Genomic DNA, 25,481 nt, shown 5'->3' with positions numbered 1-25,481 from the left:
AGAGGTAATGATGTAGTGTTACAGCTCCATCAGGAACTCTACAAGGTTCTTGTCATGGGGCACATCCAGCTTTTTACGCAGTCTGTAACGCCGTATTTCTACACCTCTTAAAGAAATGTTCAATAAAGATGCCATTTCTTTACTGCTCATGTTCATGCGCAGGTAAGCACAAAGTTTAAGATCGTTGGGTACCAGATCGGGATGGTTTACTTTCAGTTTTTTAAAGAAGCTCTCGTGGGCTTCGTTGAAGCTGCTTTCAAAAAGGTTCCAGTCGCGTTCATCATTCATACCTTCATCTATTACCTTCTGGATTTTTCTGAGCTGATCTTCGGCAAGCGGTTTTCCGCTTTCATCTTTCAGTTTAAGGATTTCCTGGCTCAGCTTCTGCAGCAGTTCATTTTTGTAAACCAGGCTCATGGCCGAGTTGGCCAGTTCCCTGTTCTTGCCCGCCAGTTCGGCCTGGAGTTTCTCTGTCTGCAATTTGATGATCTGCTTTTCTGTTGCTTCAGCTTCTTTTTTAAGGAATGCCTCTTTCTCTGCCTGTAATTTATCAGATATGGCCCGCTGATCTTTTCTTAGCTTACGCTCATAAAGCCGTTTAAAGGTAAAGAGCAGCAATATAAACAGGATAAGATATAAAGCAATGGCCCAGTTACTGGCATAAAATGGAGGGTGTATGGTAAACCTGAACTCGGTAACCTTACTAACCGTGCTCTCGTTGATGCGTGCCCTTACTTTAAAGACATAACTACCCTGGCCCAGGTTGGTGAAATCTTTTTGTGAGGCTGCACTCCAGTCAGACCATTGTTTGGAATAACCCTCCAGATAGTACTGAAATTTAATTTTGGATTGCCTGTACCAGGGCAGGGCAAAAGAAATACGGATGCTGTTGCGGCTAAAAGGAATCTCAATTTCAGTATCCTTGTCGCCAAACTCGCTGATCGTATGGTAGGTATCGGTGATGTCCTCAATTTTTCGGATGAGTACCTGGGGGAGTATTGTATGGTTTTTCCCATTTCGGTTTTCAGTGGCGTTGTAAATGACAAAACCATCGTCCACGCTCATCAGATAGATCTTATCGCTTATTTTGCTGATGTTTTCATAGTACTGTACCATCCTGCCGTCCAGGATGCTGAAAGTGCTGGAATCTACCTGGACTTTTCCTGGTTCCAGTAAGTGCACAAGTCCCATTTTTCCATGGTTGATGAACCAGTATTTTTTTGAGCCCGCATCAATGATCTTATTGGCACCGGCAAAACTGCCCAGTTCCTTGTTCAGTGTTGTGTATTTGGTAAAACGGTTGCTGATCTCGTCGTAAATAAAAAATCCTTCATCTGAAGAAAAAACCAAACGGTTTTCCAGCGTGAAGATATTGATGTTATAATCCCCCGGCAGGCCATTCCTTTCATCATAGGTTTTTATGGTGGTGACCTTTTTAAAGTCCGGACTGAGGCTTAGCTTATACAGGCCCTTGTAGGCATGGCTTACCCAAATGTCGCCCCTGGTATCCTGCTCTACATAACGGGAAGGTTCTCCAAAATTCTCTATCTTATGCCAGAATACCCATTGTCCGGCTCCATCTTTTTTAAACAGCACCAGCCCGTTATAAGTGCCCTGAATTAAAAAATTGGGATTTGAGTGTAGTTTTTTGATGGTCCAGCCCCCTTTTACCGTCGAAATGTTTTCCAGTTTATTACCCGTTACCTTAAAAGTACCATCATTGTGGCCACAAAATAACTGGTCGTCTATTAAGGTAAGGTCCCATACCTGACCCTGTGAATTGGGGATCAGTTTGAAATCGAAGGTATTGAAAAGGTTTCCCCTTCCGGATGCCCAGGTACTGTAAAATAGGCCCTGGTTGGTGCCCAGGTAAATGTTGTTTTTATAGATCAGGCTGGAGTATACCGTTCCGAACTGTCCTGTTTTATCAAAGTAAAAGTACAGGGGTGAATTGAGTTCTATCCGGTCTATCCCGTTATCGAGACCGGCCCACAGGTTCTGGTCCTGATCGGCATATAGGCTCAGTACCGTATTGTTTTGCAGGCCACTCGATTTATTGATACGCTGTACGATGTTTCCCGTCTCGTCTATGATGATCAGACCGTTCAGAATGGTGCCGTAAGCATAATAGCGGTCCTGTATACGTGTACCATTGTTTAACTGGTAGGTTTTAAGGAAGGTATTTGCCGGAGTGTTTAAGGGGTTAAAGTTTTCACCGTTATATACAAAAAGCCCATCTTTACTTGTACCGATCAAAAGGCTGCCGTTTTGATAGGGCAGTATAGACAATACACCTTTTGGCAGGACTAAGCCGTTGTTTTTTAAGGGGATTAATTTGTTGCCTGTAAGCTCAAAGAGCCCCTTCCCATTTACTTCCACATAAAAACGCTGGCCAACCTGGTGCAGAAAAAGGAGCGATTGCTGTGCCGTAACTACACTGATCTTTTTGTTCTCGTAAATATAAATGGCCGAGAAGGATTGAAAGATGACTTTTTTGCCAAAGGTATATATTTTCCAGATCTCGTCTTTAAGCCGGTGCGGATGGGGGATAAGGTTGGTTAAAGAAGTGTAGCTAAGGTGTTTGTTTTTGTCCGACCAGTAGCCGAATTCACCAAATCCGCCAGTGTAAATGGTGCCGTCTGCAGCGGTAGCTACCGAACGTACAATTTGCCGGTTAGGCAGTTTGTACTGCTGCCAGTATTTGCCGTCAAAGCTGAGCAGACCCTGGGCATTGCCAAAATACATGATGCCGTATTTGTCTTTGGCTATAGACCAGTTCTGATTACCCGAAAGGTAAACCGATTTGGGATAGTTTTGCACATAAGGAACCCCGATACGTTGTATGTTATCTGCCGTTGCAAAAAAAGGTAAGAGTAAAGCGAGATAAAATAAAAGGTATTTAAGGCCAGAGTGCTTCATGAATAGCTAAGATAGTTATTTCTTCGCTACGTTTACCGGCTGGGGGACTTTTACATAATACCCTGTTCCATCGTATTTGCGTTTACGCGGATTGCTGGTGCAGGCAACAGAACAGCAGCCCTGTAGTTCCTCGCCACACTCGTCACATTGTGTAATGTGCTCATTACATTCCGGATTGGCACAGTTGATCATTTTGGGCGTTGTTTTGCCACAGTTAAAACATTTGGAAACCACGGTAGGGTTTACCGTGTTTACATCTACCGCAATACGGTTGTCGAACACATAGCACTTGCCTTCAAAATCCTCACCACCTGCTTCCTTGCCATACTTAATGATGCCACCATGCAATTGGTACACCTCATTAAAACCATGGTGTAAGAGCAATGCCGATGCTTTTTCACATTTGATACCGCCGGTGCAATAGGTCAGGACTTTTTTATCCTTGTATTTGGCCAGCTCGTTGATCTTATCAGGAAACTCCCTGAAATTCTCGATATCGAGGGTAAGGGCATTTTTAAATTTACCCAGGTTATGCTCGTAGTTGGAACGTACATCCAGGATCACTACATCGTCCTGGTCTATCATTTTCTGGAATTCTGCAGGTTCCAGATGTTTGCCTGTCTGCCTGTTCGGATCGATGATGTTCGGATCCCTGAGTCCGGAGTGCACAATTTCCGCTTTGTAGCGGCAATGCATTTTAATAAAGGATGGTTCTTCAACATCGTCTATTTTGAAGTCTGTTTTTGCGAAGCGCTCGTCGGCTTTTACAGCAGCCATATATGCTTCGCAGGCTTCCTGTGTGCCCGAAACGGTGCCATTCAGGCCTTCGTCGGCCACTATGATCCGGCCCACAAGACCCAATGATTTACAAAATTTGAGGTGATCGTCGGCAAACTGTTCTGCCCCGGCTATATGACTATAGCAGTAGTAAAGTAATGTCTGGAATTTTTTCATATTTCATTGATACCGATGCAAACGGCGTTTAATGCAGTGCAAAAGTGCAAAAAAAACCATTCTCTTCCAAGTCTGGCATCTTTGCGAAGGGCAACAGCACCCAGGCTTTGTCAGAGCAGGTTTTTTTGGGGGTTAAACAGGACCTGGATTGGAAGAGCGGTAAAGGGGTTTCAAAGTTTGTAACAAATTAACTGCCGGTAAGCTAAAAGGTGCTTTAATTTCCCCTTTTAGGGGGGACATTAAAGCTATTGGTCCGGAGCTGGCGTTATTTATGTAGGATAATTGTTAAATTTGCCTATTGCAATTAGAACAAGTATACTAACTAACTTTTTTAAACATAAGATGATTAAAATTTCAATGAAACCATTGTGGTTGGCTGCAGGTCTGCTCTTTGGTTCAACTGCTGGTTTTGCACAGGACAACCTTGTAAACTCACTAAAAAACAACCAGAGCGCAAATAGTGCCAACAGCTTTATTTTTACGCCTGTAATTAATGCAGAGGCAACTTCAATAAAGGACCAAAAATCTTCTGGTACCTGCTGGAGCTACAGCACCAATTCATTCCTGGAATCAGAAATGATCCGTATGGGTAAAAAGCCTGTCGACCTTGCCGATCTTTTTACTGCGCGTAATGCTTATATCGAAAAAGGGATCAATTATGTACGCATGCATGGGGCCCTAACTTTGGGTGATGGCGGTGCCTGTCACGATGTGATCAATATGTTTGCCAAATATGGCGCATTGCCACAGGAAGTTTATAACGGTAATAATTATGGTAGCCCCGGTTCGTCTGACAGGATGAACAAGCTGACAGAAGCGATCCTGAAAAAAGCTGTTGCGGGTAAATTTGATCCGAGCTGGAAAGCAAAATATATTGCCACTATTGATTCCTGCATGGGTGCTGTACCGGAAAAATTTACTTATGAAGGTAAAGAATATACCCCTAAAACTTTTGCCAAAGAAGTTGTAGGGATCAACCCGGCCGATTATGTGGAACTTTCTTCGTTTACTACCAGTCCGTACTATGAAAAAACCGTACTCATGGTACCCGACAATTGGTCGTACGATCAGGTATACAATGTGCAAATGAATGACATTACCTCGATTATTGACAATGCGCTTAAAAAAGGGTTTACTGTGGCCTGGGCAACGGATGTAAGTGAAAAAGGTTTTAGCTGGAAGAACGGTGTAGCTTATGTGCCGGAAAAAGATTTTGATAATATGTCTGCCGATGAAAAGAAAACCATGTTTAACGGTCCAAAACCAGAGAAGGAGATTACAGTAGACATGCGTCAGACAGCTTTTGATGATTATGAAACAACGGATGACCATGGGATGCAGATTACGGGTATTGCCAAAGATCAGGCGGGTAAAGAATACTATATTGTTAAAAATTCTTGGGGCGTTTCCAACGATTATAAAGGATATTTATACGTAACCAGAAATTTTGTAAAATACAAAACTACAGCATTCTTACTGCATAAAAACGGCATTCCGTCAGATCTGAGAAAAAAAATGAAGATCTGATTAAGGTTGAGCTATACAGGAAGGGAGGTTACATTCGTAGCCTCCTTTTTTATTTTAAAACCCATAGGAGAACCTGAAACCATGTTCAACTCTTTTGCTTCCGTCATAAGCAAATCCATAAGCTGCACGGAAAATTAATCGTTGTAGGCCAAAGTAAAACTCAGTATAATTTCTCTTTAAAGGCTGACTTAAGTAGCTGGCCCCAACAAGCTCTTCCAGTTTCAGTTTGCGCAGCAATGGTACTTTATTGGTCAGCAATCCTGAAAAGTTATGCTCAAAATGTGCCTCCAGGTATTCCCGGTCAGTACTAAAGATATAGAAATCAAGGAAAAGGAACTTTCTGAGATCGGGCGTAGAAAACAGGGAATTGTTTCCTCTGAAGTGTTTAAATTCAGGATAAAATACTTTGTTGTTGTTCAGGAACTTCCCTACACCTGCAACAAAGGATGAATAACCCCAAAGGCCACTACTGATCCTGTTTTGTGAAACTTCCAAAGACGCCAGATCGTAGTTTACATCGCTGCTCAATACATTGTGAATACCTTTCTTGTAAGACAGTTCGATGACCGGGTATTTGGATGGCTGATAAAATTTGCCATCAGGCCGCGTAATGAATTCTTGCCCGATCGTATAATTTAAAGTAGCATTTAAAGTCAGTGCCCTATAGGTTGGGAACAGTGGTGTTTCTGTTTCAGGCGTAAAGGGGTTGTTAGAGGTAAATTCTTCGCCTTTTAAATCCTTAATCTTAAAATGAGTGGTGTTTATCAGATTGGTATTGCGGGAATAGTCAAGGCCCAGTGTAGCCTGAAGTCCGTTGGCCAGTTCTTTTGTAGCCCCTATATTAACGAATTCCTTTTTATAGAATTTGGAAAAATTGGTTTCAAAAAATAAGGAGTTGATAGAGTTGCCCAGCAAACTCATGGAGCCATAATTGTTAAGATCGTAAATACCCGATCCGGCACTGAAGCTAATATTTGCCCGTTTAACCGGGTTGTAATAATAATTGGCTGCCAGGCTTCCTGTAAAGGTCTTATTAGAGAAGCCATACCTGGCTTCGGGCCTGATATTGTAATAACTGCGGTCTTGCAGGCCTTTAGTATACGTTACACCATATTTAAGGGCAAAGCCTTCAACGGTATTGTAAAATATAGAACGGTATAGCGGATCAAATTTATAGTATTTTCTTTCAAAACGGTTGTTGATGGTGTAACCTGTTACGGCAAGTTTAACCAGGCCAAATTTGTTGTTTACCCTTTCCAGCGAATCAAGATATCGTTTTGAGGTTTTAAGGACAGCAATACTATCCTTACGTACATAATCCCGGCTTTCCTCCTGTGTAAGCGGAATAGGTCGGTTGTTTAGCCAGAACAGGGAGTCTTTTTTGTTTACCGCCCTGGAGATTTTGAGGATTTCGCCGGTAAAGTAGTTTTTAGGGAAATCGGGCCGGATGTTATAATTGCTGTAAACACCTATGTAATAACCTTCAAATTTAAACCCAAATACATTTCCGTTAAACCGGAAGTTGATGTTGGAAGGCATATAGGTGTTTTCTACCTTTAGAAACTGTTGGGTGATGTTTAAGGTGTCGAGCAAATTGATGCCTGTATTTTTTGTAAGGTAAACCTCTGCATTGACCAGGTGCCAGCTATCGTCACTGATATAGATAATGCCCCTGAACACCGGATCGTGGTCACGGCGCGGAATAAGCTGGATCTTGTTTACAGTAATTCCGTTCTCTGTGTTCACACCCAGCAGTTTGTACCGGTAGTACAGAAAGGCATTGTCTGAAATGGGAGAAACAAAGCCCCTGGAGCTAAGCTTGTCCTCAAGCAGGATGTTCTCGTAAAAATTGATGATGAGGTCTGACGCTTTATTGAAACTGAAGGCATTGTTCCTGCCTGCGATTTTAGAAGAGATCATTTCTTCATGGATCTTATCTGGTCGCTGGAAGGCAAATGTAGAGGTAGATTCAGATAAATAGAGGATACCCTTACGATTGGTATCCAGGTCGAGCATTTTTTGAACATCTCTGCCAAATACCTTTTTTGGTGCACCTACCAGTTTTTGAACACCTTTAATGTAAACATTGCTGGTATAAGCAGGTACTTCTGTTAAATGTGTTTTTCTATTTTTTATAGCCTGCCGTATGATGGCGTATGCAGGGTCTTCAGCATTTGCGCTAATGGTAACACCAGTGAGTGTATAAGCCTCGGGGCTAAGTATTATATTTTCCGAAACGTCACCGCTTATGGTTATTTCTTTTTCTATTGCTTTATAGCCAATGGCTTTGTATACAATGGTAAAGCTGCCCCTATCTATAGCCAGGCGGTAAAAGCCATCAATATTGGCAGAGGTGCCTTTAGTGGTGTTTTTGAGGTATACCGATGCAAAGGATACCGGCTGTCCTTCTGTGTCTTTTATGCTGCCGCTTAATTTAAATTGCTGGGCAAGCAAGGTCGTGATAGTCAGAATAAACAGTGCCAGCGTTAAAAATAGTTTCTTCATACAGAGGATTAGGCCTTAAATATCGGATAAGTTACCGGTAAATATAGTTAAATGTTAAATTTGTAAAAGGCCCCGTTATTTTAGGTTACCACCAGCAGGGGGTAATTGTATAACTTTGAGCGTATCAAATCACAACAATATGTATAAAACATTACAACCTGTTCTTGAACAAGAACTAGACCAAATAGAAAAAGATGGCTTATTTAAACGGGAACGTATCATTGTGACCCCACAGGGTGCAGATATAAAAGTGAGTACCGGACAGGAAGTGGTTAATTTTTGTGCAAACAATTACCTTGGGCTTTCGGCTGATCCCAGGGTAATTGATGCCGCCAAAAAGGCGATTGATAAATATGGTTATGGCATGTCTTCCGTAAGGTTTATTTGTGGTACCCAGGATGTGCATAAAGAATTGGAAGAAAAGCTTTCTAAGTTTTTGGGCACAGCAGATACCATTTTATATGCAGCGGCTTTTGATGCAAATGGCGGGGTTTTTGAACCTTTGTTTAATGATCAGGATGCCATTATATCCGATGAACTGAACCACGCCTCGATTATTGATGGGGTACGTTTGTGTAAGGCCAAACGCTTCAGGTATAAAAATGCGGATATGGCCGATCTGGAGCAGCAGCTGATTGCAGCGAAGGAGGCAAGGCACAGGATTATTGTAACGGATGGTGCATTTTCTATGGATGGTGTTGTGGCGCCTTTAGATCAGATCTGTGATCTGGCAGATAAATATGAGGCATTGGTAATGATTGATGAGTCGCATTGTACAGGATTTATCGGTAAAACTGGTCGTGGTACCCATGAACATTTTAATGTGATGGACAGGGTAGACATCATTACCGGTACGCTGGGTAAGGCTTTGGGTGGGGCGTCTGGTGGTTTTACCTCTGGCAGGAAAGAAATTATTGATATGCTGCGCCAGCGCTCGAGACCCTATTTATTTTCCAATACCCTTGCCCCGGCTATTGCAGGTGCTTCGGTTGCGGTGCTGGATCTACTTACCGAAACTACAGATTTGAGGGACAAACTGGAAAACAATACCCGGTATTTCCGTGAAAAAATGACTGAGGCAGGCTTTGATATTAAACCTGGAGTACATCCAATTGTACCTGTAATGTTATACGATGCTAAACTTGCACAGGAATTTGCTGCAAAAATGCTGGATGAAGGGGTGTATGTGATCGGCTTTTATTATCCGGTAGTTGGACAGGGCAAGGCCAGAATCCGTGTGCAGTTGTCGGCCGCCCATGAGCAGCATCACCTGGATAAAGCCATAGCTGCATTTACTAAGGTGGGGAAGGCATTGGGTGTAATATAAATTAGCTGTATATTTGTTCCCATGTTACAAGATAAGATAACACAATATACCGCCGAAATAAAGGCGTTTTCGACAAACATTGCTGATGAACTGGAGCAGTTCCGTATAAAATTCCTCGGCACAAAAGGGATTATAAAAGATATTTTTGATGAGTTTAAAGCCGTTTCTCCTGACGAAAAAAGAAGCCTGGGGAAAGTTTTAAATGAATTTAAGCAGCTGGCAGAAGCCAGGTATCAGGAGCTGAAAGACGCAGCCTTAACTACAGATACAGCTGCAGCATCTGGTCTGGATATGACTTTACCAGGAGAAGGTTTTGAAGTTGGCTCCCGCCACCCCCTGGCTTTGGTAAGAAGGGAGATCATTGAGATTTTTAATAAACTTGGATTTATAGTTGCAGAAGGACCGGAGATTGAGGACGACTGGCACAATTTCTCGGCATTAAATTTCCCGGAAGAACATCCGGCACGCGACATGCAGGATACCTTTTTCATTAAAAAAGGTGGAGAACATGGTGACATCGCGCTGCGTACACATACGTCCTCCGTTCAGGTCAGGATGATGGAGGCAGGAAAGCCACCATTCAGGGCCATTATGCCGGGACGGGTTTACCGTAACGAGGCCATATCTGCCAGGGCACATTGCTTTTTTCATCAGGTGGAAGGCCTGTATGTAGACGAGCATGTCTCTTTTGCCGATTTAAAGCAGACCCTGTTCTATTTTGTTCAGGAGTTGTACGGCGAAGGGACTAAAGTGCGTTTCCGCCCTTCTTATTTCCCTTTTACCGAACCCTCTGCCGAAATGGATATTTCCTGTACGATTTGTAAAGGTGCTGGTTGCCAGATGTGTAAATATAGTGGCTGGGTAGAAATTCTGGGCTGCGGCATGGTTGATCCCAATGTGTTGGAAAACTGCGGTATAGACAGTAAAAAGTACAGTGGTTTTGCTTTTGGAATGGGCATTGAGCGCATTGCAAATTTAAAATTTGAGATTAAGGACCTGCGCCTGTTCTCTGAGAATGATGCCCGGTTTTTGAAACAATATAAAACCTCGCTGATCTGATGAACAGAATACTGGCCGGATTGTTTATGCTGGTCCTGGTACTGACCGGATGTGGAAAAGAAAACCTGAATATCCCCAATGTACCGGTTAATTTTAGTGCGCAGCTAACCGATCCGCGGCTGATCAGGTTGAGCAGTCCGGGTGGTGCAGTGGCATTTGCAGATTATGGTGTGGCAGGTATAGTCATCTACCGCACAAACAGTGGTGGGTATGTAGCTTATGATCGCTGCAGTACGGTTAATCCGGAAAAAAAATGTGCAGTAGAGCTGGATGACCCCAGTTTTACCGTTACTGATAAATGTTCGGGGGCAAAATATCTGCTGGAAGACGGTAGTCCTGCTAAAGCCCCGGCACAGCTATCACTTAAAAAGTATAATACATTTGTAGCAGGAAATACATTACATGTAACCAATTAATGGAACCAGAAAAAATAAAAGAAAGTATAGTAAAGGCTGCTAAAGAACTGTTCAGAAAATACGGTTATCATAAAACAAGTGTGAATGAGATCGCAAGGAAGGCAAGAATAGCAAAAGCGACCATATACAAGTATTTTGAAAGCAAAGAACAGATCCTGGATGCCATTTTAATGGATTACCTGGATTTGAACCTGCACGAGATATTGAAAAATAAAGCTCAGTTTGCCAATGAAGAGGAACATCTTAAAGCATTGGTCATGAAAACCTGCAGGTTAACCTATACCGTATGCAACGAGTTTATAGGTTGGGATTTTGTACGCGAAAATGCCAACTCACAGGAATTCCTGAAACACCTGTCCGACCAGCTCGAATCTTTGTTGCTTTCTGCTTACCTGGAACTGGACCATTTTAAAAACCATCCTTCGCGTAGGGAAGGCCTTGCTTTTTTACTAAAAGCCAGTAAGAACATTGTGTTTTCATTTGCTTTTACTTCAGTAAGCGATTCGGATGTCCGTAAAAACTTTGTCAGCTTCCAAAAAGAATTACTCCCCTTTCTGGTAAAAGCAGCCTTATAATTATCCCACCAATTTATAGGCTTTAAAGAGATTTCTTTACATAAACTTAACTTATACCGTTTGGGTATTTGGTATGAAATGCGCTATATTTGCTTAGTTACCATCGTATTACAATGAGTAAAGAGATTTTAGAAATTTCTGTATTGGTTGATGAGAAGTTTGATGTGAAATTTGACCTGGTTGATGGCTTTTTGGGTTTGATACTTAAAATTTTTGGCAGGTAGGATGTAGCACATTGGTTTCTTTTCTTAAAAGACGTTTTCTGCGTCACAGAGATGAGTATGTCTGAAAAAAAACTAATTTTTTCTCTTTTTTATCTAAGTTTGCGCCATAATGAGTAGAAATAGAAAAGCCGGAACGGTAACTATCATTCCTGATTTAAGTATTATTGATATTGCCGAAGAAGGAAAAGGCGTAGGTAAAGCAGATGAACTGGTTGTTTTTGTAGAAAAAGCTGTACCGGGTGATGTGGTGGATGTTCGGGTGATAAAGAAGAAGAAAAACTTTGCTGAAGCTGTAATAGAGCAGTTACATAAAAAATCAGCATTCAGGACAGAACCATTTTGCCAGCACTTTGGTACCTGTGGCGGCTGTAAATGGCAACAGATGGAATATGCTGCACAGCTGAAGTTTAAGCACAAAAATGTGGAGGCTGCATTGCAGCGCCTTGCAAAAATTGATACGACCGGTATGGAGCCCATTCTGGGTTCTGCACAAAATAAATATTATAGAAATAAACTCGAATATACTTTTTCCAATAAGCGCTGGCTGAATAAGACCGACATGATGGAAGGGGCTGAAACCGGTGCGCCCAATCCGGAACTGGAAATGAATGCGCTGGGTTTTCATGTGCCCTTACGTTTTGATAAAATATTAGACATTGAGCATTGTTATTTGCAGGCGGAGCCTTCCAATACCATCCGCAATGAGGTTCGGGATTATGCTTTAAAAGCCGGACTTTCGTTCTATGACCTGCGTAACCACGAAGGTAGCCTCAGGAACCTGGTCATCCGTACTTCATCAACCGGCGAAGTGATGGTGGCAGTGGTTTTTGCTTATGTGGAGCAGGAAGAGATCATTGGTTTAATGGAGTTCCTGAAAAACCGTTTCCCGGAAATTACTGCGCTGTTGTACATTGTGAACCAGAAAAAAAACGACACTATTTTTGACCAGGAAGTGATCACTTACGCTGGACGGGACCATATCTTTGAAGAGATGGAAGGTCTGAAATTTAAGATAGGTGTAAAATCTTTTTACCAGACCAACTCTGATCAGGCGCATGAACTGTATAAGATTACCAAAGAATTTGCAGGTTTTTCTGGTGATGAGCTGGTGTATGATCTTTATACCGGAGCTGGTACCATTGCCAATTTTGTAGCCCGGAGCGTAAAACAGGTGGTAGGTATTGAATATGTACCTACAGCGATTGAAGACGCGAAGTTTAATGCAACGCTGAATGGCATTGACAATACGGTTTTCTATGCGGGAGACATGAAAGACATCCTGACCAGGGAATTTATAGCTGAACATGGTAAACCTGATGTGGTAATTACCGATCCGCCAAGGGCAGGGATGCATGCTGATGTGGTAGAACGGCTTTTGGAAATGGAAGCAGGGAAAATAGTGTATGTGAGCTGTAATGCTGCCACCCAGGCACGCGACCTGGCCCTGCTGAAAGAAAAATATGAAGTAGTAAGGATTAAACCTGTTGACATGTTTCCGCATACACAGCATGTTGAAAATGTAGTGCTGCTGAAGTTTACAGGTGCACAACCATAAGATTTATAGCGATGGATATAGAAGAACTGCTGCCGCAACAACCTGAAGGCGGCAAAGAAGAACAAAGAAAAAGCCCGCTGCTAAGCCTGGAAAAAGACCTGGAGCTGTATGCAGCTTCTATTAAGGAAGTGGCGGTTGAAATTATGGTGGAAGGCATCTCTGCCAACCCAATTTTTGTTGCCCATCAGCATACCGTAAGTATCGGTGAGCTGATCCTGGACAGGAAAGAATTAAACACAGAATGGACCATACAGGCCTCAACTTTTGAAGAGTTTGTAGAAAAGGGAATCATTAGCCCCGAAAAAAAGGCTTTGTTTTTAAAAAGTTATAAAAAGCCGGAAGACTATATGTGTGTGTTTGTGATCGTACCTGAGGGTGCGAATTTTATTTATTACCCTTATCAGGTGAAGAGCAAGGCCTGAACTAAAAAAGAAATCCCTACCCGGGCAAACATGGATAAGGATTACTAAAAAACTACCAGTTAGACATCGCTCAGGCCGAAAGGTTTCATGGGTTTGGAAAATATTTTTAAATATTTGAATATGAACCTTAAAATCGTTCTTTTTGTAGCATAAAATAAGGCATAACAATGGCAGGATCTCAATTGCTTATTCTTGATAAAAAGCAGATACAACAGAAAATAAACAGGATAGCTTATCAGATACTGGAAGACAACCTGAATGAAAAGGAGATTGTACTGGCAGGTATCTGGGACAGGGGGTATAAACTGGCCTTACGGTTGAAGAAGGTATTGTCCAAAATTTCTGACCTGAAGATCACGATGCTGAAAATTGAGCTGGACAGGCAAAACAGTAAGCTGGTTGCCAATACAGACCTCGATGAAGTACACTGGAGAAATAAGGTGATCATCCTGGTTGATGACGTACTGAACAGCGGAAAAACACTGGCCTATGGCTTAGGTGTTTTCTTAAATACCCCCCATAAAAAGATCAGAACGGTAGTACTGGTAGACAGGAGCCATAAGATATTCCCGATTGCTACAGATTTTGTTGGACTGGAGCTGGCAACTGTATTAAAAGAACACGTAGATGTGGTAATGGATGTGGATGGAGAAGAGGACAGGGTTTATTTAAGCTAGCCGTTTGCATTTGAGGCTATTTTTTCTCATTTTAGGGGGATGCACCAGTCCCGTAAAAACTTTATCGTTTTTAATTTCTTTTCCTGGTATATCAGGTATATCCTAAAAAAGGACTTTTCTGCTTATGTATTCAATCCTTTTGAAGTAAAAAAGCAAAAAGCCGTTTTACTGCTGGCCAATCATTTCAGCTGGTGGGACGGTTTCTTAATGTTTCAGCTCAACCGCTTGGTCTTTAAGAAAGAATTTCATGTGCTGGTAACCGAAGAGGATTATGAAAAATACTGGTTTTTAAAATACCTCGGTGCATTTGCTGCGGAAGGGAAGGGTAAGGATGTGGTCGAAACCCTGTTGTATGCAGGCAAGTTACTCGATGATCCGGCTAATATTGTACTGATGTTCCCGCAGGGGAAATGTTATTCTGTTTACATAGACAGCATTGCTTTTGAGAAAGGGATAATGCAGGTGATAAATGCTTCAAAAAAAGAATTTCAGATTGTCTTTGCCGCAAACCTCGTAGATCATACCTCAAGAAAACCTGGAGTTTATACTTACCTGTCCAGCTGGGAGGCAGAAGAACACACGAGCTTACAGCTGTTAAAGAGCGAATATAACAAACACTACGAGCATTCCTTAAAAAAACAAAGCAAGGCGCTGGTATGATGATATTTGTATATGCAGTTCTTGTGTTTCTGGTACTGCGCTTTTCCGTGACTTTATTTAATTTTTTATCTAATCCCAAACTGGGTTATTACGGAAAACATTTTACAGACAAGGTTTCCATCATTATTTTATCGGCACCATCTGAAGATGGTGTCCAGAGTACGCTCAATGCTATTGAACAGCAGGAGTACAAGTATACAGAAGTGATTGTTCAGCAGCTGGAAAACGAAGAAGAACTTGTAAACCGGGCAAGTGGAAAATACTTACTTTTTTTAGAAGCCGGGACTGTTATACGGCATGGTCTGATCAATAACCTGATTTACAGGGTAAAGGTGTTTGAGCTGGCAGTATTAAGCCTCGTGCCAACGTATATAGCTGCTGGTTTTATGGAAAAGTGCATTTATCCCCTGAACGATTTTTTGCTGTTAAACCTGCTGCCCTTAAGATTAGTCAGATTAAGCCGGGTGCCTGCTTTTGCCGCCGGTAACAATGGCTGTTTATTTTTCGATGCAGCCTTGTGCAGACAATATAACTGGCATAACAAGTTAAAGCACAAATCCGGAATTGAAGTGGTTAAGCAGGTAAAACAGCAGCAGCTTAAAGCAGAGACCCTGCTGGCCAATAAGTTTGTATACAGTAAGGTTGAATTGAAGGGGCTGGACAATTTTTCGGAACGTTTGTTCCTGAATTTTGGCAATAGTGTGCCTGTAGCGCTGAGCTATCTGGCATTGGTGGTGCTGGGGCCGGTGATGGTGCTGCTCAGCTTTAACCCGGTACTTGCAGTGCTGCCATTTGGACTGATCTTTTTGTCGAGGATAATGATCGCATTCCTAACCCTGCAAAATCCTTTCGTACAGGTACTGTTACATCCCTTACAGATGCTCTTGCTTTTTACTTTAATATTGAAGGTCATCCTGGGGCGCATACTCAGGTCATTTAAACCAGGGAAATAGGAATATCAAACAGTTTTTACGTAATTTTGCGGGAGCTCAAAATATAATGTCATATGAAATACAATTTAGCTGTAACAATAGATAAAGCATCCGGCTTTTGCTTTGGGGTAGTTTATGCTATTGATATGGCTGAGGATATCCTGGACAATGAGGATTATCTGTATTGCCTTGGAGATATTGTACACAATGATGAAGAGGTTAAACGGCTAACTGATAAAGGTCTGCGGATAATAGACCATGAGCAGTTGAAAGGTTTGTACAAAGAGAAGGTATTGATCCGTGCACATGGAGAGGCCCCGGCCACTTATGAACTGGCCCTTCAAAATGGGCTTACCCTGATCGATGCTTCCTGTCCTGTTGTATTAAAATTACAGAACAGGATAAAGAACTCACATGATGAAGAAGAGCAGATCCTGATATTTGGAAAGCATGGTCATGCCGAGGTAATTGGCCTGCAGGGTCAAACAGATGGTAAAGCGATCGTATTTCAGGATATAGCAGAGCTTGACGAGGTGAAGCTGCCCCAAAAATTTACTTTATACAGCCAGACTACTAAAAGTACCGATAAGTTTTATAGCATTAAAGAGGAACTGATTGGCCGCGGTTACGATGTGAAGGCAAACGATACGATATGCAGGCAGGTATCCAACCGTTACGGCGATCTGGAAAAGTTTGTAGCTGAATATGATAAAATCCTGTTTGTGTCGGGCAAAAAATCTTCAAATGGCAAGGTGTTATACGATGTGTGCAAAAAATACAATGACAATTCCTATTTTATTTCCAATACAGAAGAAATAGACAAGGAATGGTTTAGTCCTGGCGACAAAGTGGGCATTTGCGGGGCTACCTCTACGCCAATGTGGCTGATGGAACAGGTGAAGGCCGAATTGTTAACTTACTGAGCTTAATCTTTAAAGAAATTCTATTGTTTATCATCATTAAAAAGTAATTATTCCCTTTCCATTAGTTGTTCAGACAGAATAATGGATCGAATGGTTATTTTTGCAAAAAATATGGGAAAAAAAGGTATACTGCTTGTGAATTTAGGAACTCCGGACAGTCCGGAAGTTGGCGATGTACGTAAATATCTTGATCAGTTTTTGATGGATGAACGGGTCATTGACGTTAACATTGTTAACAGAACCTTGCTGGTTAAAGGTATCATTGTTCCCTTTCGCAGTCCGAAAACTTCCAAATTGTATAAAGAGATCTGGGATGAGAATGGTTCACCCCTGTTGTACTTCAGTAAAATACAGGCTGCCCTGGTTCAGGAACAGCTGGGAGAGGATTACCATGTGGAACTGGCCATGCGCTATCAAAACCCCTCAATTTTATCTGCATTGGAGAAAATGAAAGCAGGCCTGGTGGAAAGCATCAAAGTAATCCCCCTGTTCCCACAATATGCATCGGCCAGTTCAGGTTCTGTGATCCAGCTGGTCATGGAACTGGTTAGCAAATGGGCAACAATACCACCAGTATCTTTTGTCAGTTCTTTTCATGACAATGAACTGATGATTGAGACTTTTGCGGGGAATGCAAGGAAATACCAGCCAGAAACCTATGATCATGTCCTCTTTAGTTTTCATGGCTTACCAGAGCGTCAGCTCTTAAAGTGCGATCATACAGGTCATTACTGCCTTAAAAAAGACAATTGCTGTGATACCCTGAATGATACCAACAAATTCTGCTATTCTGCGCAGGGCCACGATACAGCAAAATTAATTGCTGCTAAACTGAATATAGCCAGAAAAGATTACACAGTGTGTTTTCAATCCAGATTAGGGAAAGAACCCTGGGTACAGCCCTATACCACCGATGTTTTAAAGAAACTGGCTGCTGAAGGAAAGAAAAGACTGCTGGTTTTTAGCCCTGCTTTTGTGGCGGATTGTCTGGAAACCCTTTATGAAATTACGGTAGAATATCATGAAGAATTTAAGGCGCTTGGCGGCGAACATGTTCAGCTGGTAGAAAGCCTGAATGACGATCCCAAATTTATTAAGGCCCTGGTAGAAATGGCTAAAGCTTAAAATACCGGCTGATATAATTAAGGATCTGATCGGTAGCACCGGTTTTTGAAATTACATACTCTTTTGCAATTTTTCCTGCTTCTTGATCCCTGATCAGCGTTTCTGCCGCAGCAGTCAGTTCGGCCATGTTGTCAATGCTTTTTGCTGCACCAAGGGCAATAAGGTCTTTTGCTTCCTGGAATTTGTCATACCGGGGACCGAATATAACAGGAATGCCAAAGGCCGCGGCTTCCAGTGTATTGTGGATGCCGGCGCCAAATCCACCACCGATATAAGCAATCCGGCCATAGGCATAAAGTGCAGATAACATACCTATATTGTCAATAATAAGTACCTGTCCATAACCATTAGCAGTTCCTTCTACAGTAAGTGAAGAATATTTTACTGCCTGTGGAAACAGCTTTTCTATGGCACTGATATGGCTCTGATCAATTTCATGTGGGGCAATAATAAATTTCCAGCCGGGATGCTGATCGCAAAGCCCCGCAATCAGGGCCTCATCTTCAGGCCAGGTGCTGCCTGCAATAAATACGTTTGCAGTTCCACAAAAGAGCTCAACCAGCGGCAGCTTTTTTGCTGATGCTGCATTTTCAGCTACACGGTCAAATCTGGTGTCGCCGCTTAATGTAGCGTTTCGGATATTTATCGTTTTAAGTAACTGTATACTTTGTTCATTTTGTACAAAAAAATGGCTTACATAAGTCAGGATTTTCCTGTGGAAAGATCCGTAAGGTTTAAAAAATATCTGGTTTGGTCTGAATATTCCGGATATAATTATCAGTGGGATATTTTTGTTGTTTAATTCTTTGAAATAGTGGTACCAATATTCGTATTTGGTAAAAATTGCAAGCTCGGGGTTGAAAGCTTCGATTAATTTCTTTGCATTTGAGGCCGTATCCAGAGGTAAGTAAAAAACACCTGTTGCCAGGGCATAGTTTTTTCTGATCTCATATCCGGATGGAGAAAAAAAGGTGACCACAATTTTTTTAAGGGGATACTTTTCTTTTATTTTTTCGAGCACTGTGCGGCCCTGTTCAAATTCGCCAAGAGAAGCAAAGTGAAACCAGACAGGACGGTCTTTGGCTGCTATTTTCTGTTCAATCCGGGCAAAAATATTTCTTCTGCCTTTACTGAAAAGTGATGCTTTGGTATTAAATGTAGAAAATATCCTGATTAATAGTGCGTAAAGATGTATTGCGATGTTATAAAGCCAAAGCATTTTGTGTGTTTATTTATTATCTTAGCCGAAGATACTTTATTATAATTAAAACACGGGATTAATATATAAAACCATTATGGGCCAGTATCTGAAAAAAAACAGGATATATGGTTCGTAATTGCATTTGTCACCTTAAAAAACAAAACAATATAAACAATGAAAATAGCCGTTATTGGAACAGGGTATGTAGGTCTGGTTACAGGTACCTGCTTATCTGAAACAGGAAATAATGTAATTTGTGTAGACATTAATGAAGCCAAAGTAAAAAAAATGCAGGCTGGTGAAGTGCCTATTTATGAGCCCGGGCTGGATGTGCTCTTCCACAGGAACATTGCCCAGGGCCGCTTAACCTTTACAACAGATCTTGCCCATGCGGTTAAGGATGCCCAGATCATTTTTATGGCGCTGCCAACGCCTCCGGGTGGAGATGGTGCTGCCGATCTGTCCTATATTTTAGGGGCAGCGAAAGACATTTCAAAACTGGTGACCAATTATAAGGTTATTGTAAACAAATCTACCGTTCCGGTAGGAACAGCAGATAAGGTGCAGGCTGTTTTTGCAGAAAACACGGATGTAGAAATAGACGTGGTCTCTAACCCCGAATTTTTACGTGAAGGCGTGGCCGTGGAAGATTTTATGAAACCGGACAGGGTGGTGATCGGAACACGGAGCGAGAAAGCACAGAAGTTAATGAATGAATTGTATGGTCCTTATGTACGTCAGGGAAATCCGATTCTGTTTATGGACGAGCGCTCTTCTGAGCTGACCAAATATGCTGCCAATTCATTTCTGGCTACAAAGATCACTTTTATGAACGAAGTAGCCAACCTTTGCGAAATTGTAAATGCCGATGTGGATGCTGTGCGTAAAGGTATAGGTTCTGATGCAAGAATTGGTAAGCGCTTTCTTTTCCCCGGAATAGGGTATGGCGGCAGCTGTTTTCCTAAGGATGTGCAGGCTTTGGCAAAGTCGGCTGATGAACATAACTATGATTTCCAGATCCTGAGGTCTGTGATGCAGGTAAATGAAAAGCAAAAAACTTTATTGGTGGATAAATTGCTGAAATATTATAAAGGTGATTTAAAAGGTAAGCATTTTGCTTTATGGGGATTGGCCTTTAAACCCGAAACGGATGATATCCGTGAAGCACCTTCCTTGTATATCATTGATGAGTTGCTTAAACACGGGGCTACTGTAGCTGCTTTCGACCCTGAAGGAATGAACAATGTTAAAGCGCTTGTTGGCGATAAAATAAAATATGCTGAAACCCAGTACGATGCACTGATCGGTGCAGATGCTTTATTGATTGCAACAGAATGGTCGGTATTCAGGAACCCTGATTTTGAAAGAATGGAAGAAACCCTGAGCAATAAAGTTATTTTTGATGGTCGTAACTTATATGACCTGCAAAAGATGATCGACCTTGGATATTATTATAACAGTGTGGGCCGTAAGCTTATCAATAACTAATGAAAACAAAAAGAGTTTTAATTACCGGTGCTGCCGGCTTTTTAGGTTCGCATTTATGCGACAGATTTATCAAAGAGGGTTATCATGTGATCGCAATGGACAACCTGATTACGGGCGACCTGCAAAACATACAGCATTTATTCGGATTGGAAAATTTTGAGTTTGCACATCACGATGTTTCCAAATATGTATATGTATCTGGCGAGCTGGATTATATTCTTCATTTTGCTTCACCCGCCAGCCCGATTGATTATTTAAAAATTCCTATTCAAACCCTCAAAGTTGGCTCATTGGGCACACACAACCTGCTTGGTTTGGCGAAAAATAAAAATGCAAGGATGCTGATCGCTTCTACTTCAGAAGTTTATGGTGACCCAAGTGTAAACCCTCAGCCTGAAGAATACTGGGGCAATGTAAACCCTGTTGGTCCAAGGGGTGTTTATGATGAAGCAAAACGTTTTCAGGAAGCCATGACCATGGCTTACCATACTTTTCATGGTTTGGAAACCCGCATTGTAAGGATATTTAATACTTACGGACCAAGGATGCGGTTGAATGACGGACGTGTTTTGCCTGCCTTTATTGGCCAGGCCCTGCGCGGAGAAGACCTGACCGTATTTGGGGATGGCTCGCAGACCCGCTCATTTTGCTATGTGGATGACCTGATAGAAGGTATTTACAGGCTATTGCTGAGTGATTATGCCCTTCCGGTGAACATTGGCAACCCGGATGAGATCACCATCAGGCAATTTGGAGAAGAGATCATCAAACTTACCGGTACAAGCCAGAAACTGGTATTGAAAGACCTGCCGGTAGACGATCCTAAGCAAAGGCGGCCCGACATTACCAAGGCCAGAGCGATACTGGGCTGGGAACCGAAAGTAAGCCGTGCCGAAGGGTTAAAAATTACTTATGAGTATTTTAAATCCCTGCCCCAGGAAGCTTTAACAAACAAAGAACATAAAGATTTTACAGGATATAACCGTTAATAATAAGCATGTCTAAAATACTAGTAACCGGTGGAACCGGTTTTATTGGCTCGCATACCGTAGTTGAATTATACAATGCAGGCTATGAAGTAATCATTGTGGATGATTTCTCGAATTCCAACCCTAAAATATTGCAGCAAATTGAAACAATTACGGGGAACAAACCGGAATTTGTGGAGCTTGACCTTTGTGATGAAGCTAAGGTTGCCGATTTTGTTTCTAAAAACAACGACATTACCGGTGTAATTCATTTTGCTGCCTTTAAGGCCGTTGGTGAATCGGTACAGCAACCATTGAAATATTACAGGAATAATTTTTATTCACTGATCAACCTGATCAATGCCTTTAACAGTAAAGTTAACCTGGTATTCTCTTCTTCCTGTACGGTATATGGGCAGCCCGATGTTTTGCCGGTAACAGAAGATGCGCCTACAAAAAAAGCAGAATCACCTTATGGCAATACCAAACAGATTGCAGAAGAGATTTTGCAGGAAACCTGTGCGGTAACGCCCGACTTAAATGTAACTTCCTTAAGGTATTTTAACCCCGTAGGCGCCCATCATACGGCTTTGATCGGGGAGCTGCCTATTGGCGTACCTCAAAACCTGGTACCTTTTATCACCCAGTCTGCAATTGGTAAACGTGGCCCGATAACCGTTTATGGAAATGACTACGATACACCGGATGGTAGTGCGATAAGAGACTATATCCATGTGGTAGACCTGGCAAAGGCCCATGTTGCAGCTATAAAACGTTTGGAAAGCAATAAAGCAGCAACAAATTATGAAGTGTTTAACCTGGGAACAGGTAAAGGCTCATCCGTACTGGAGATCATTGCCGCATTTGAAAAATCGACCGGTGTAAAATTAAACTATACCATAGGCGCCAGAAGGGAAGGGGACATTGAGAAAGTTTGGGGCGACGTAACCAAATCGGCAAAAGACCTGGGCTGGAAAGCTGAGCTGGATGTGAACGAAATGATGTCATCTGCCTGGAAATGGGAAAAGTATTTACAGGATAATCCTTTCTAAATGCTGTTAAGTGAGCATTCGGCATTGAAACTGGAGATCAAATCTCTTCCTGCAAAGGAGAAGGACAAGCTGTTGCTTAGGTTGATTGCCAAAGATAAAGTGCTGACTGAGCACCTCCATTTTAAATTGCTTGAAGATGAGAATGATCTGGTGAAGCGGCAGGAACAATTGATGGAGCTTATGGATGCAGGGATTTCCGAATTACTGTCCGGAAAAAAAGCAACTTCCAAAGATGTTTTGCTAAAAATGCGGAAACTAAATGGCAGCATTAACCATCATTTTAAAGTAACAAGGGATTTAAATAGCGAAATGGAACTCAGGATACATTTATTGCTGCAAATTCCTATTGAATTTAATGAAAGTATTTTTTCATCACTTTATAAGTTTAATGAAAAGCTGAACGTTTATTTTGTGAAAACAACGGCATCACTGCTAAATAAATATTATAAAATGCATGAAGACCTGCAGTTTGACCTTAAGGAATCTATAAATGCATTGCTGGCTAAAATTTATGCGCATCAGACAGCGGCTGTTGCCAAAACACTCAATTTACCGGAATACCTATAATAACAATTTGAATCAATGAAGAAGATATTAATAACTGGCGGTGCAGGATTCATCGGCTCTCATGTAGTAAGGCGATTTGTAAACAATTATCCGCAGTATGAAATTGTAAACCTGGATAAGTTAACTTATGCGGGTAACCTGGCTAATTTGACCGATATTGAGGATCAGCCCAATTACAGGTTCATCAAAGCTGACATTACCAATGCCGCCGAGATAAACAGCCTGTTTAAAAAAGAACAGTTTGACGCTGTGATCCATCTGGCTGCCGAATCTCATGTCGACCGGTCTATCAGTGATCCGATCGCTTTTGTGATGACCAATGTGATCGGTACGGTCAATTTGCTGAATGCGGCAAGGGAATTCTGGAAAGGGGCTTATGACAGCAAACGTTTTTATCATGTTTCTACAGATGAGGTTTATGGTGCTTTAGGGGAAACCGGTATGTTTACCGAAACCACTGCTTATGATCCGCACAGTCCATACTCAGCATCTAAAGCTTCATCAGATCATTTTGTAAGGGCATATCACGATACTTATGGATTGGATGTGGTGATCTCTAACTGCTCCAATAATTATGGTTCACACCATTTTCCGGAAAAGCTGATCCCCCTGGCCATTAACAATATCAAAAATAACCAGTCTGTACCTGTTTATGGTAAAGGAGAAAATGTGCGCGACTGGCTGTGGGTAGAGGATCATGCCAGGGCTATTGATGTTATTTTTCATCAGGCCAAAACCGGGGAGACCTATAACATTGGCGGGCATAACGAATGGAAAAATATCGATCTGATTAACTTGCTGTGTAATATCATGGATAAAAAGCTTGGGCGCGAACCTGGTGAATCGGCCAAACTGATTACGTTTGTGACCGACAGGGCTGGGCACGACCTGCGCTATGCGATAGATTCTACCAAGCTGCAAAATAAACTGGACTGGGTACCAAGTCTGCAGTTTGAAGAAGGCCTGGAAAAAACGGTAGCCTGGTACCTGGAAAATGAAGAATGGCTTTCCAACGTAACTTCGGGGAATTATCAGGCTTATTATGATACACAGTACCACGGAAGATAAATAAAAAAAGCTCCTTAATATTTTTAAGGAGCTTTTTTATTTATTCATATCTTAAAGCCTCTACCGGATCCAGTTTGGAGGCTTTTTTTGCGGGATAATATCCCGAAATTATTCCCACCAGCACACATAGGGCAAAGCCACCAAAAATCCATAGCCAGGGGATAATAAAGGACCCGCTCATGGCCAGCGATATCAGGTTGCCTATGGCAATGCCCAGAAATATACCAAAGGTACCACCCATTAGGCAGATCATTACAGCCTCTATCAGAAACTGTTTGCGGATGACGGCAGGATTGGCACCTATAGCTTTACGAATGCCGATTTCCCTTGTCCGTTCAGTTACCGAGACCAGCATAATGTTCATCAATCCTATAGAAGCACCTATTAACGTAATGACCCCAATGGCAATTCCACCCCAGACAATGTATCTTAAATTTTCAAAAAGTGTTTGTGCCATGGCATCACTCTTGGTAATTTCAAAATTGTTGGGGTCTGTAACCCTTACCTTCCGTATATTTCTAAACTGGGCAGTAGCTTCGCCAATTACATTGTCCATAATGTCATTATTCGGAACAATTACTGTAATCGTATAAGAAGGATTTGAGCTGGAATTGATCAGTTTTGCTTTTAACAGCGGCACATATATAGAGCGGTCGCCACTAAAACCCATGCTCTGACCCTTAGATACCAATACCCCGATTACCTTAAGCCTGGTATTGCCTACATTGATGATCTTATCTAAAGGACTTTGGTTTTTAAACAGTTTAGCACTGATCTCACTACCTATAATACAAACATTATTGCCCGACTGCGCTTCAGTTAAGCTAAAATTGCGGCCCAAAGCCAGTTCCAGGCCCTGGGAATTTAACCCGTTTTCATCTATGCCCTGAATGTTGATGTTTGGATTTGTTTTTTCTGCGCCAAATTTAGCGGTTGCCCCGCGGGTGGCTACTACACTTACAGCAACCTTGGCCGGTGTATTCAGCCGTTCTTTAAAAGCCAGCGCATCCTCATAACGTATAGATTTAAAAGGTTTTTGCCTTTGTCCGGAGCCCCCTATCCTGATTCCAGTACCACGGTTTCTGATGTTAAAGGAATTTGCCCCCATGCTCGAAAACGCTTCTGTCATACTCTTTTTTACCGCATCAAGTGTGGTTAATATCCCTACCAGGGCCGAGAGACCAATGGCAATGATCAATGCCGTGAGCATGGTGCGTAACCGGTTGCTGGTAATGGATTGTATAGCTAGTCGTACGTTTTCGGTATAGGTCATTACAGTGTAATTTGGGGCTAAAATAAAAGTCCTGTTGTTAAGACAACAGGACTTGCTATAATGT

At 42.0% G+C, this 25,481-nt stretch carries 23 protein-coding genes; 18 read left to right on the top strand and 5 right to left on the bottom strand.

Translation table 11 applies throughout. The annotated features are described in order from the left end of the window. Positions 1-18: 18 nt before the first annotated feature. Together PHEP_RS18125 and trhO are read right to left on the bottom strand one after the other, a co-directional pair. Positions 19-2,919: a ligand-binding sensor domain-containing protein gene (locus PHEP_RS18125; RefSeq protein ID WP_015809432.1), complete on the bottom strand. Its 2,901-nt coding sequence runs from the start codon at positions 2,917-2,919 to the stop codon at positions 19-21. A 15-nt stretch (positions 2,920-2,934) separates the two neighbouring features. Then, complete coding sequence (gene trhO / locus PHEP_RS18120; protein WP_015809431.1) at positions 2,935-3,873, bottom strand: oxygen-dependent tRNA uridine(34) hydroxylase TrhO; 939 nt, start codon at positions 3,871-3,873, stop codon at positions 2,935-2,937. Between the two features lie 342 nt (positions 3,874-4,215). On the opposite strand from trhO, the gene PHEP_RS18115 reads away from it, so the two are divergent. Continuing rightward, positions 4,216-5,400, top strand: coding sequence for a C1 family peptidase (locus PHEP_RS18115; RefSeq protein WP_015809430.1), 1,185 nt, complete (start codon positions 4,216-4,218; stop codon positions 5,398-5,400). A gap of 54 nt (positions 5,401-5,454) precedes the next feature. Here PHEP_RS18115 and PHEP_RS18110 read toward each other — a convergent pair whose 3' ends face one another. Continuing rightward, entirely contained in the window at positions 5,455-7,905 is a 2,451-nt protein-coding gene (locus tag PHEP_RS18110; protein ID WP_015809429.1) for a DUF5686 and carboxypeptidase regulatory-like domain-containing protein, read from the bottom strand. 139 nt (positions 7,906-8,044) lie between these two features. On the opposite strand from PHEP_RS18110, the gene kbl reads away from it, so the two are divergent. The 12 genes from kbl (at position 8,045) to hemH (ending at position 17,800) form a co-directional block, all read left to right on the top strand. Continuing rightward, positions 8,045-9,232: a glycine C-acetyltransferase gene (kbl, locus tag PHEP_RS18105; RefSeq protein WP_015809428.1), complete on the top strand. Its 1,188-nt coding sequence runs from the start codon at positions 8,045-8,047 to the stop codon at positions 9,230-9,232. A 21-nt stretch (positions 9,233-9,253) separates the two neighbouring features. Continuing rightward, positions 9,254-10,291: a phenylalanine--tRNA ligase subunit alpha gene (gene pheS / locus PHEP_RS18100; protein ID WP_015809427.1), complete on the top strand. Its 1,038-nt coding sequence runs from the start codon at positions 9,254-9,256 to the stop codon at positions 10,289-10,291. After that, positions 10,291-10,707, top strand: a complete 417-nt coding sequence (locus tag PHEP_RS18095) for a Rieske (2Fe-2S) protein (RefSeq protein WP_015809426.1) — start codon at positions 10,291-10,293, stop codon at positions 10,705-10,707. Before pheS ends, PHEP_RS18095 begins: the two co-directional genes overlap by 1 nt. After that, positions 10,707-11,282, top strand: coding sequence for a TetR/AcrR family transcriptional regulator (locus PHEP_RS18090; RefSeq protein WP_015809425.1), 576 nt, complete (start codon positions 10,707-10,709; stop codon positions 11,280-11,282). The genes PHEP_RS18095 and PHEP_RS18090 overlap by 1 nt, the downstream gene beginning before the upstream one ends. Before the next feature lie 113 nt (positions 11,283-11,395). After that, entirely contained in the window at positions 11,396-11,506 is a 111-nt protein-coding gene (locus PHEP_RS18085; protein ID WP_015809424.1) for a hypothetical protein, read from the top strand. A 109-nt stretch (positions 11,507-11,615) separates the two neighbouring features. Further along, a complete protein-coding gene (gene rlmD, locus PHEP_RS18080) occupies positions 11,616-13,061 on the top strand; it encodes a 23S rRNA (uracil(1939)-C(5))-methyltransferase RlmD (RefSeq protein ID WP_015809423.1) in 1,446 nt (481 codons plus the stop codon). 11 nt (positions 13,062-13,072) lie between these two features. Beyond that, a complete protein-coding gene (locus PHEP_RS18075; RefSeq protein WP_015809422.1) occupies positions 13,073-13,483 on the top strand; it encodes a hypothetical protein in 411 nt (136 codons plus the stop codon). Positions 13,484-13,650: 167 nt separating this feature from the next. After that, complete coding sequence (locus PHEP_RS18070; protein ID WP_015809421.1) at positions 13,651-14,160, top strand: phosphoribosyltransferase family protein; 510 nt, start codon at positions 13,651-13,653, stop codon at positions 14,158-14,160. Positions 14,161-14,199: 39 nt separating this feature from the next. Beyond that, positions 14,200-14,820, top strand: a complete 621-nt coding sequence (locus PHEP_RS18065; RefSeq protein WP_015809420.1) for a lysophospholipid acyltransferase family protein — start codon at positions 14,200-14,202, stop codon at positions 14,818-14,820. Next, entirely contained in the window at positions 14,817-15,773 is a 957-nt protein-coding gene (locus PHEP_RS18060) for a hypothetical protein (protein WP_015809419.1), read from the top strand. Before PHEP_RS18065 ends, PHEP_RS18060 begins: the two co-directional genes overlap by 4 nt. A 53-nt stretch (positions 15,774-15,826) precedes the next feature. Further along, positions 15,827-16,675, top strand: a complete 849-nt coding sequence (locus tag PHEP_RS18055) for a 4-hydroxy-3-methylbut-2-enyl diphosphate reductase (RefSeq protein ID WP_015809418.1) — start codon at positions 15,827-15,829, stop codon at positions 16,673-16,675. 111 nt (positions 16,676-16,786) lie between these two features. Further along, positions 16,787-17,800, top strand: a complete 1,014-nt coding sequence (gene hemH / locus PHEP_RS18050; protein ID WP_036675219.1) for a ferrochelatase — start codon at positions 16,787-16,789, stop codon at positions 17,798-17,800. On the opposite strand, the gene PHEP_RS18045 is transcribed toward hemH, so the two are convergent. Then, positions 17,790-19,019: a 3-deoxy-D-manno-octulosonic acid transferase gene (locus PHEP_RS18045; protein ID WP_015809416.1), complete on the bottom strand. Its 1,230-nt coding sequence runs from the start codon at positions 19,017-19,019 to the stop codon at positions 17,790-17,792. The genes hemH and PHEP_RS18045 overlap by 11 nt on opposite strands. A gap of 156 nt (positions 19,020-19,175) precedes the next feature. Here PHEP_RS18045 and PHEP_RS18040 point away from each other — a divergent pair, with 156 nt between their 5' ends. From PHEP_RS18040 to rfbB, 5 genes are read left to right on the top strand one after another with little or no spacing between them, the layout of a single operon-like run. Next, on the top strand, positions 19,176-20,489 hold the full coding sequence (locus PHEP_RS18040) for a UDP-glucose dehydrogenase family protein (RefSeq protein WP_015809415.1): 1,314 nt from the start codon (positions 19,176-19,178) through the stop codon (positions 20,487-20,489). After that, on the top strand, positions 20,489-21,478 hold the full coding sequence (locus tag PHEP_RS18035; RefSeq protein WP_015809414.1) for a UDP-glucuronic acid decarboxylase family protein: 990 nt from the start codon (positions 20,489-20,491) through the stop codon (positions 21,476-21,478). The genes PHEP_RS18040 and PHEP_RS18035 overlap by 1 nt, the downstream gene beginning before the upstream one ends. 8 nt (positions 21,479-21,486) lie before the next feature. Further along, positions 21,487-22,509: a UDP-glucose 4-epimerase GalE gene (galE, locus tag PHEP_RS18030; protein ID WP_015809413.1), complete on the top strand. Its 1,023-nt coding sequence runs from the start codon at positions 21,487-21,489 to the stop codon at positions 22,507-22,509. Further along, positions 22,510-23,076: a hypothetical protein gene (locus PHEP_RS18025; RefSeq protein WP_015809412.1), complete on the top strand. Its 567-nt coding sequence runs from the start codon at positions 22,510-22,512 to the stop codon at positions 23,074-23,076. A 15-nt stretch (positions 23,077-23,091) separates the two neighbouring features. After that, positions 23,092-24,144, top strand: a complete 1,053-nt coding sequence (gene rfbB, locus PHEP_RS18020) for a dTDP-glucose 4,6-dehydratase (RefSeq protein WP_015809411.1) — start codon at positions 23,092-23,094, stop codon at positions 24,142-24,144. Between the two features lie 40 nt (positions 24,145-24,184). Here the strand turns inward: rfbB and PHEP_RS18015 are convergent, their stop codons facing one another. After that, positions 24,185-25,417, bottom strand: coding sequence for an ABC transporter permease (locus tag PHEP_RS18015; RefSeq protein ID WP_015809410.1), 1,233 nt, complete (start codon positions 25,415-25,417; stop codon positions 24,185-24,187). Between the last annotated feature and the right edge of the window lie 64 nt (positions 25,418-25,481).

Origin of the sequence: Pedobacter heparinus DSM 2366, from assembly GCF_000023825.1 — a bacterium.
Classification (GTDB): domain Bacteria; phylum Bacteroidota; class Bacteroidia; order Sphingobacteriales; family Sphingobacteriaceae; genus Pedobacter; species Pedobacter heparinus.
The sequence above is the reverse complement of the archived record's forward strand: the minus strand, read 5'-3'. Positions and strand labels throughout refer to the sequence as shown.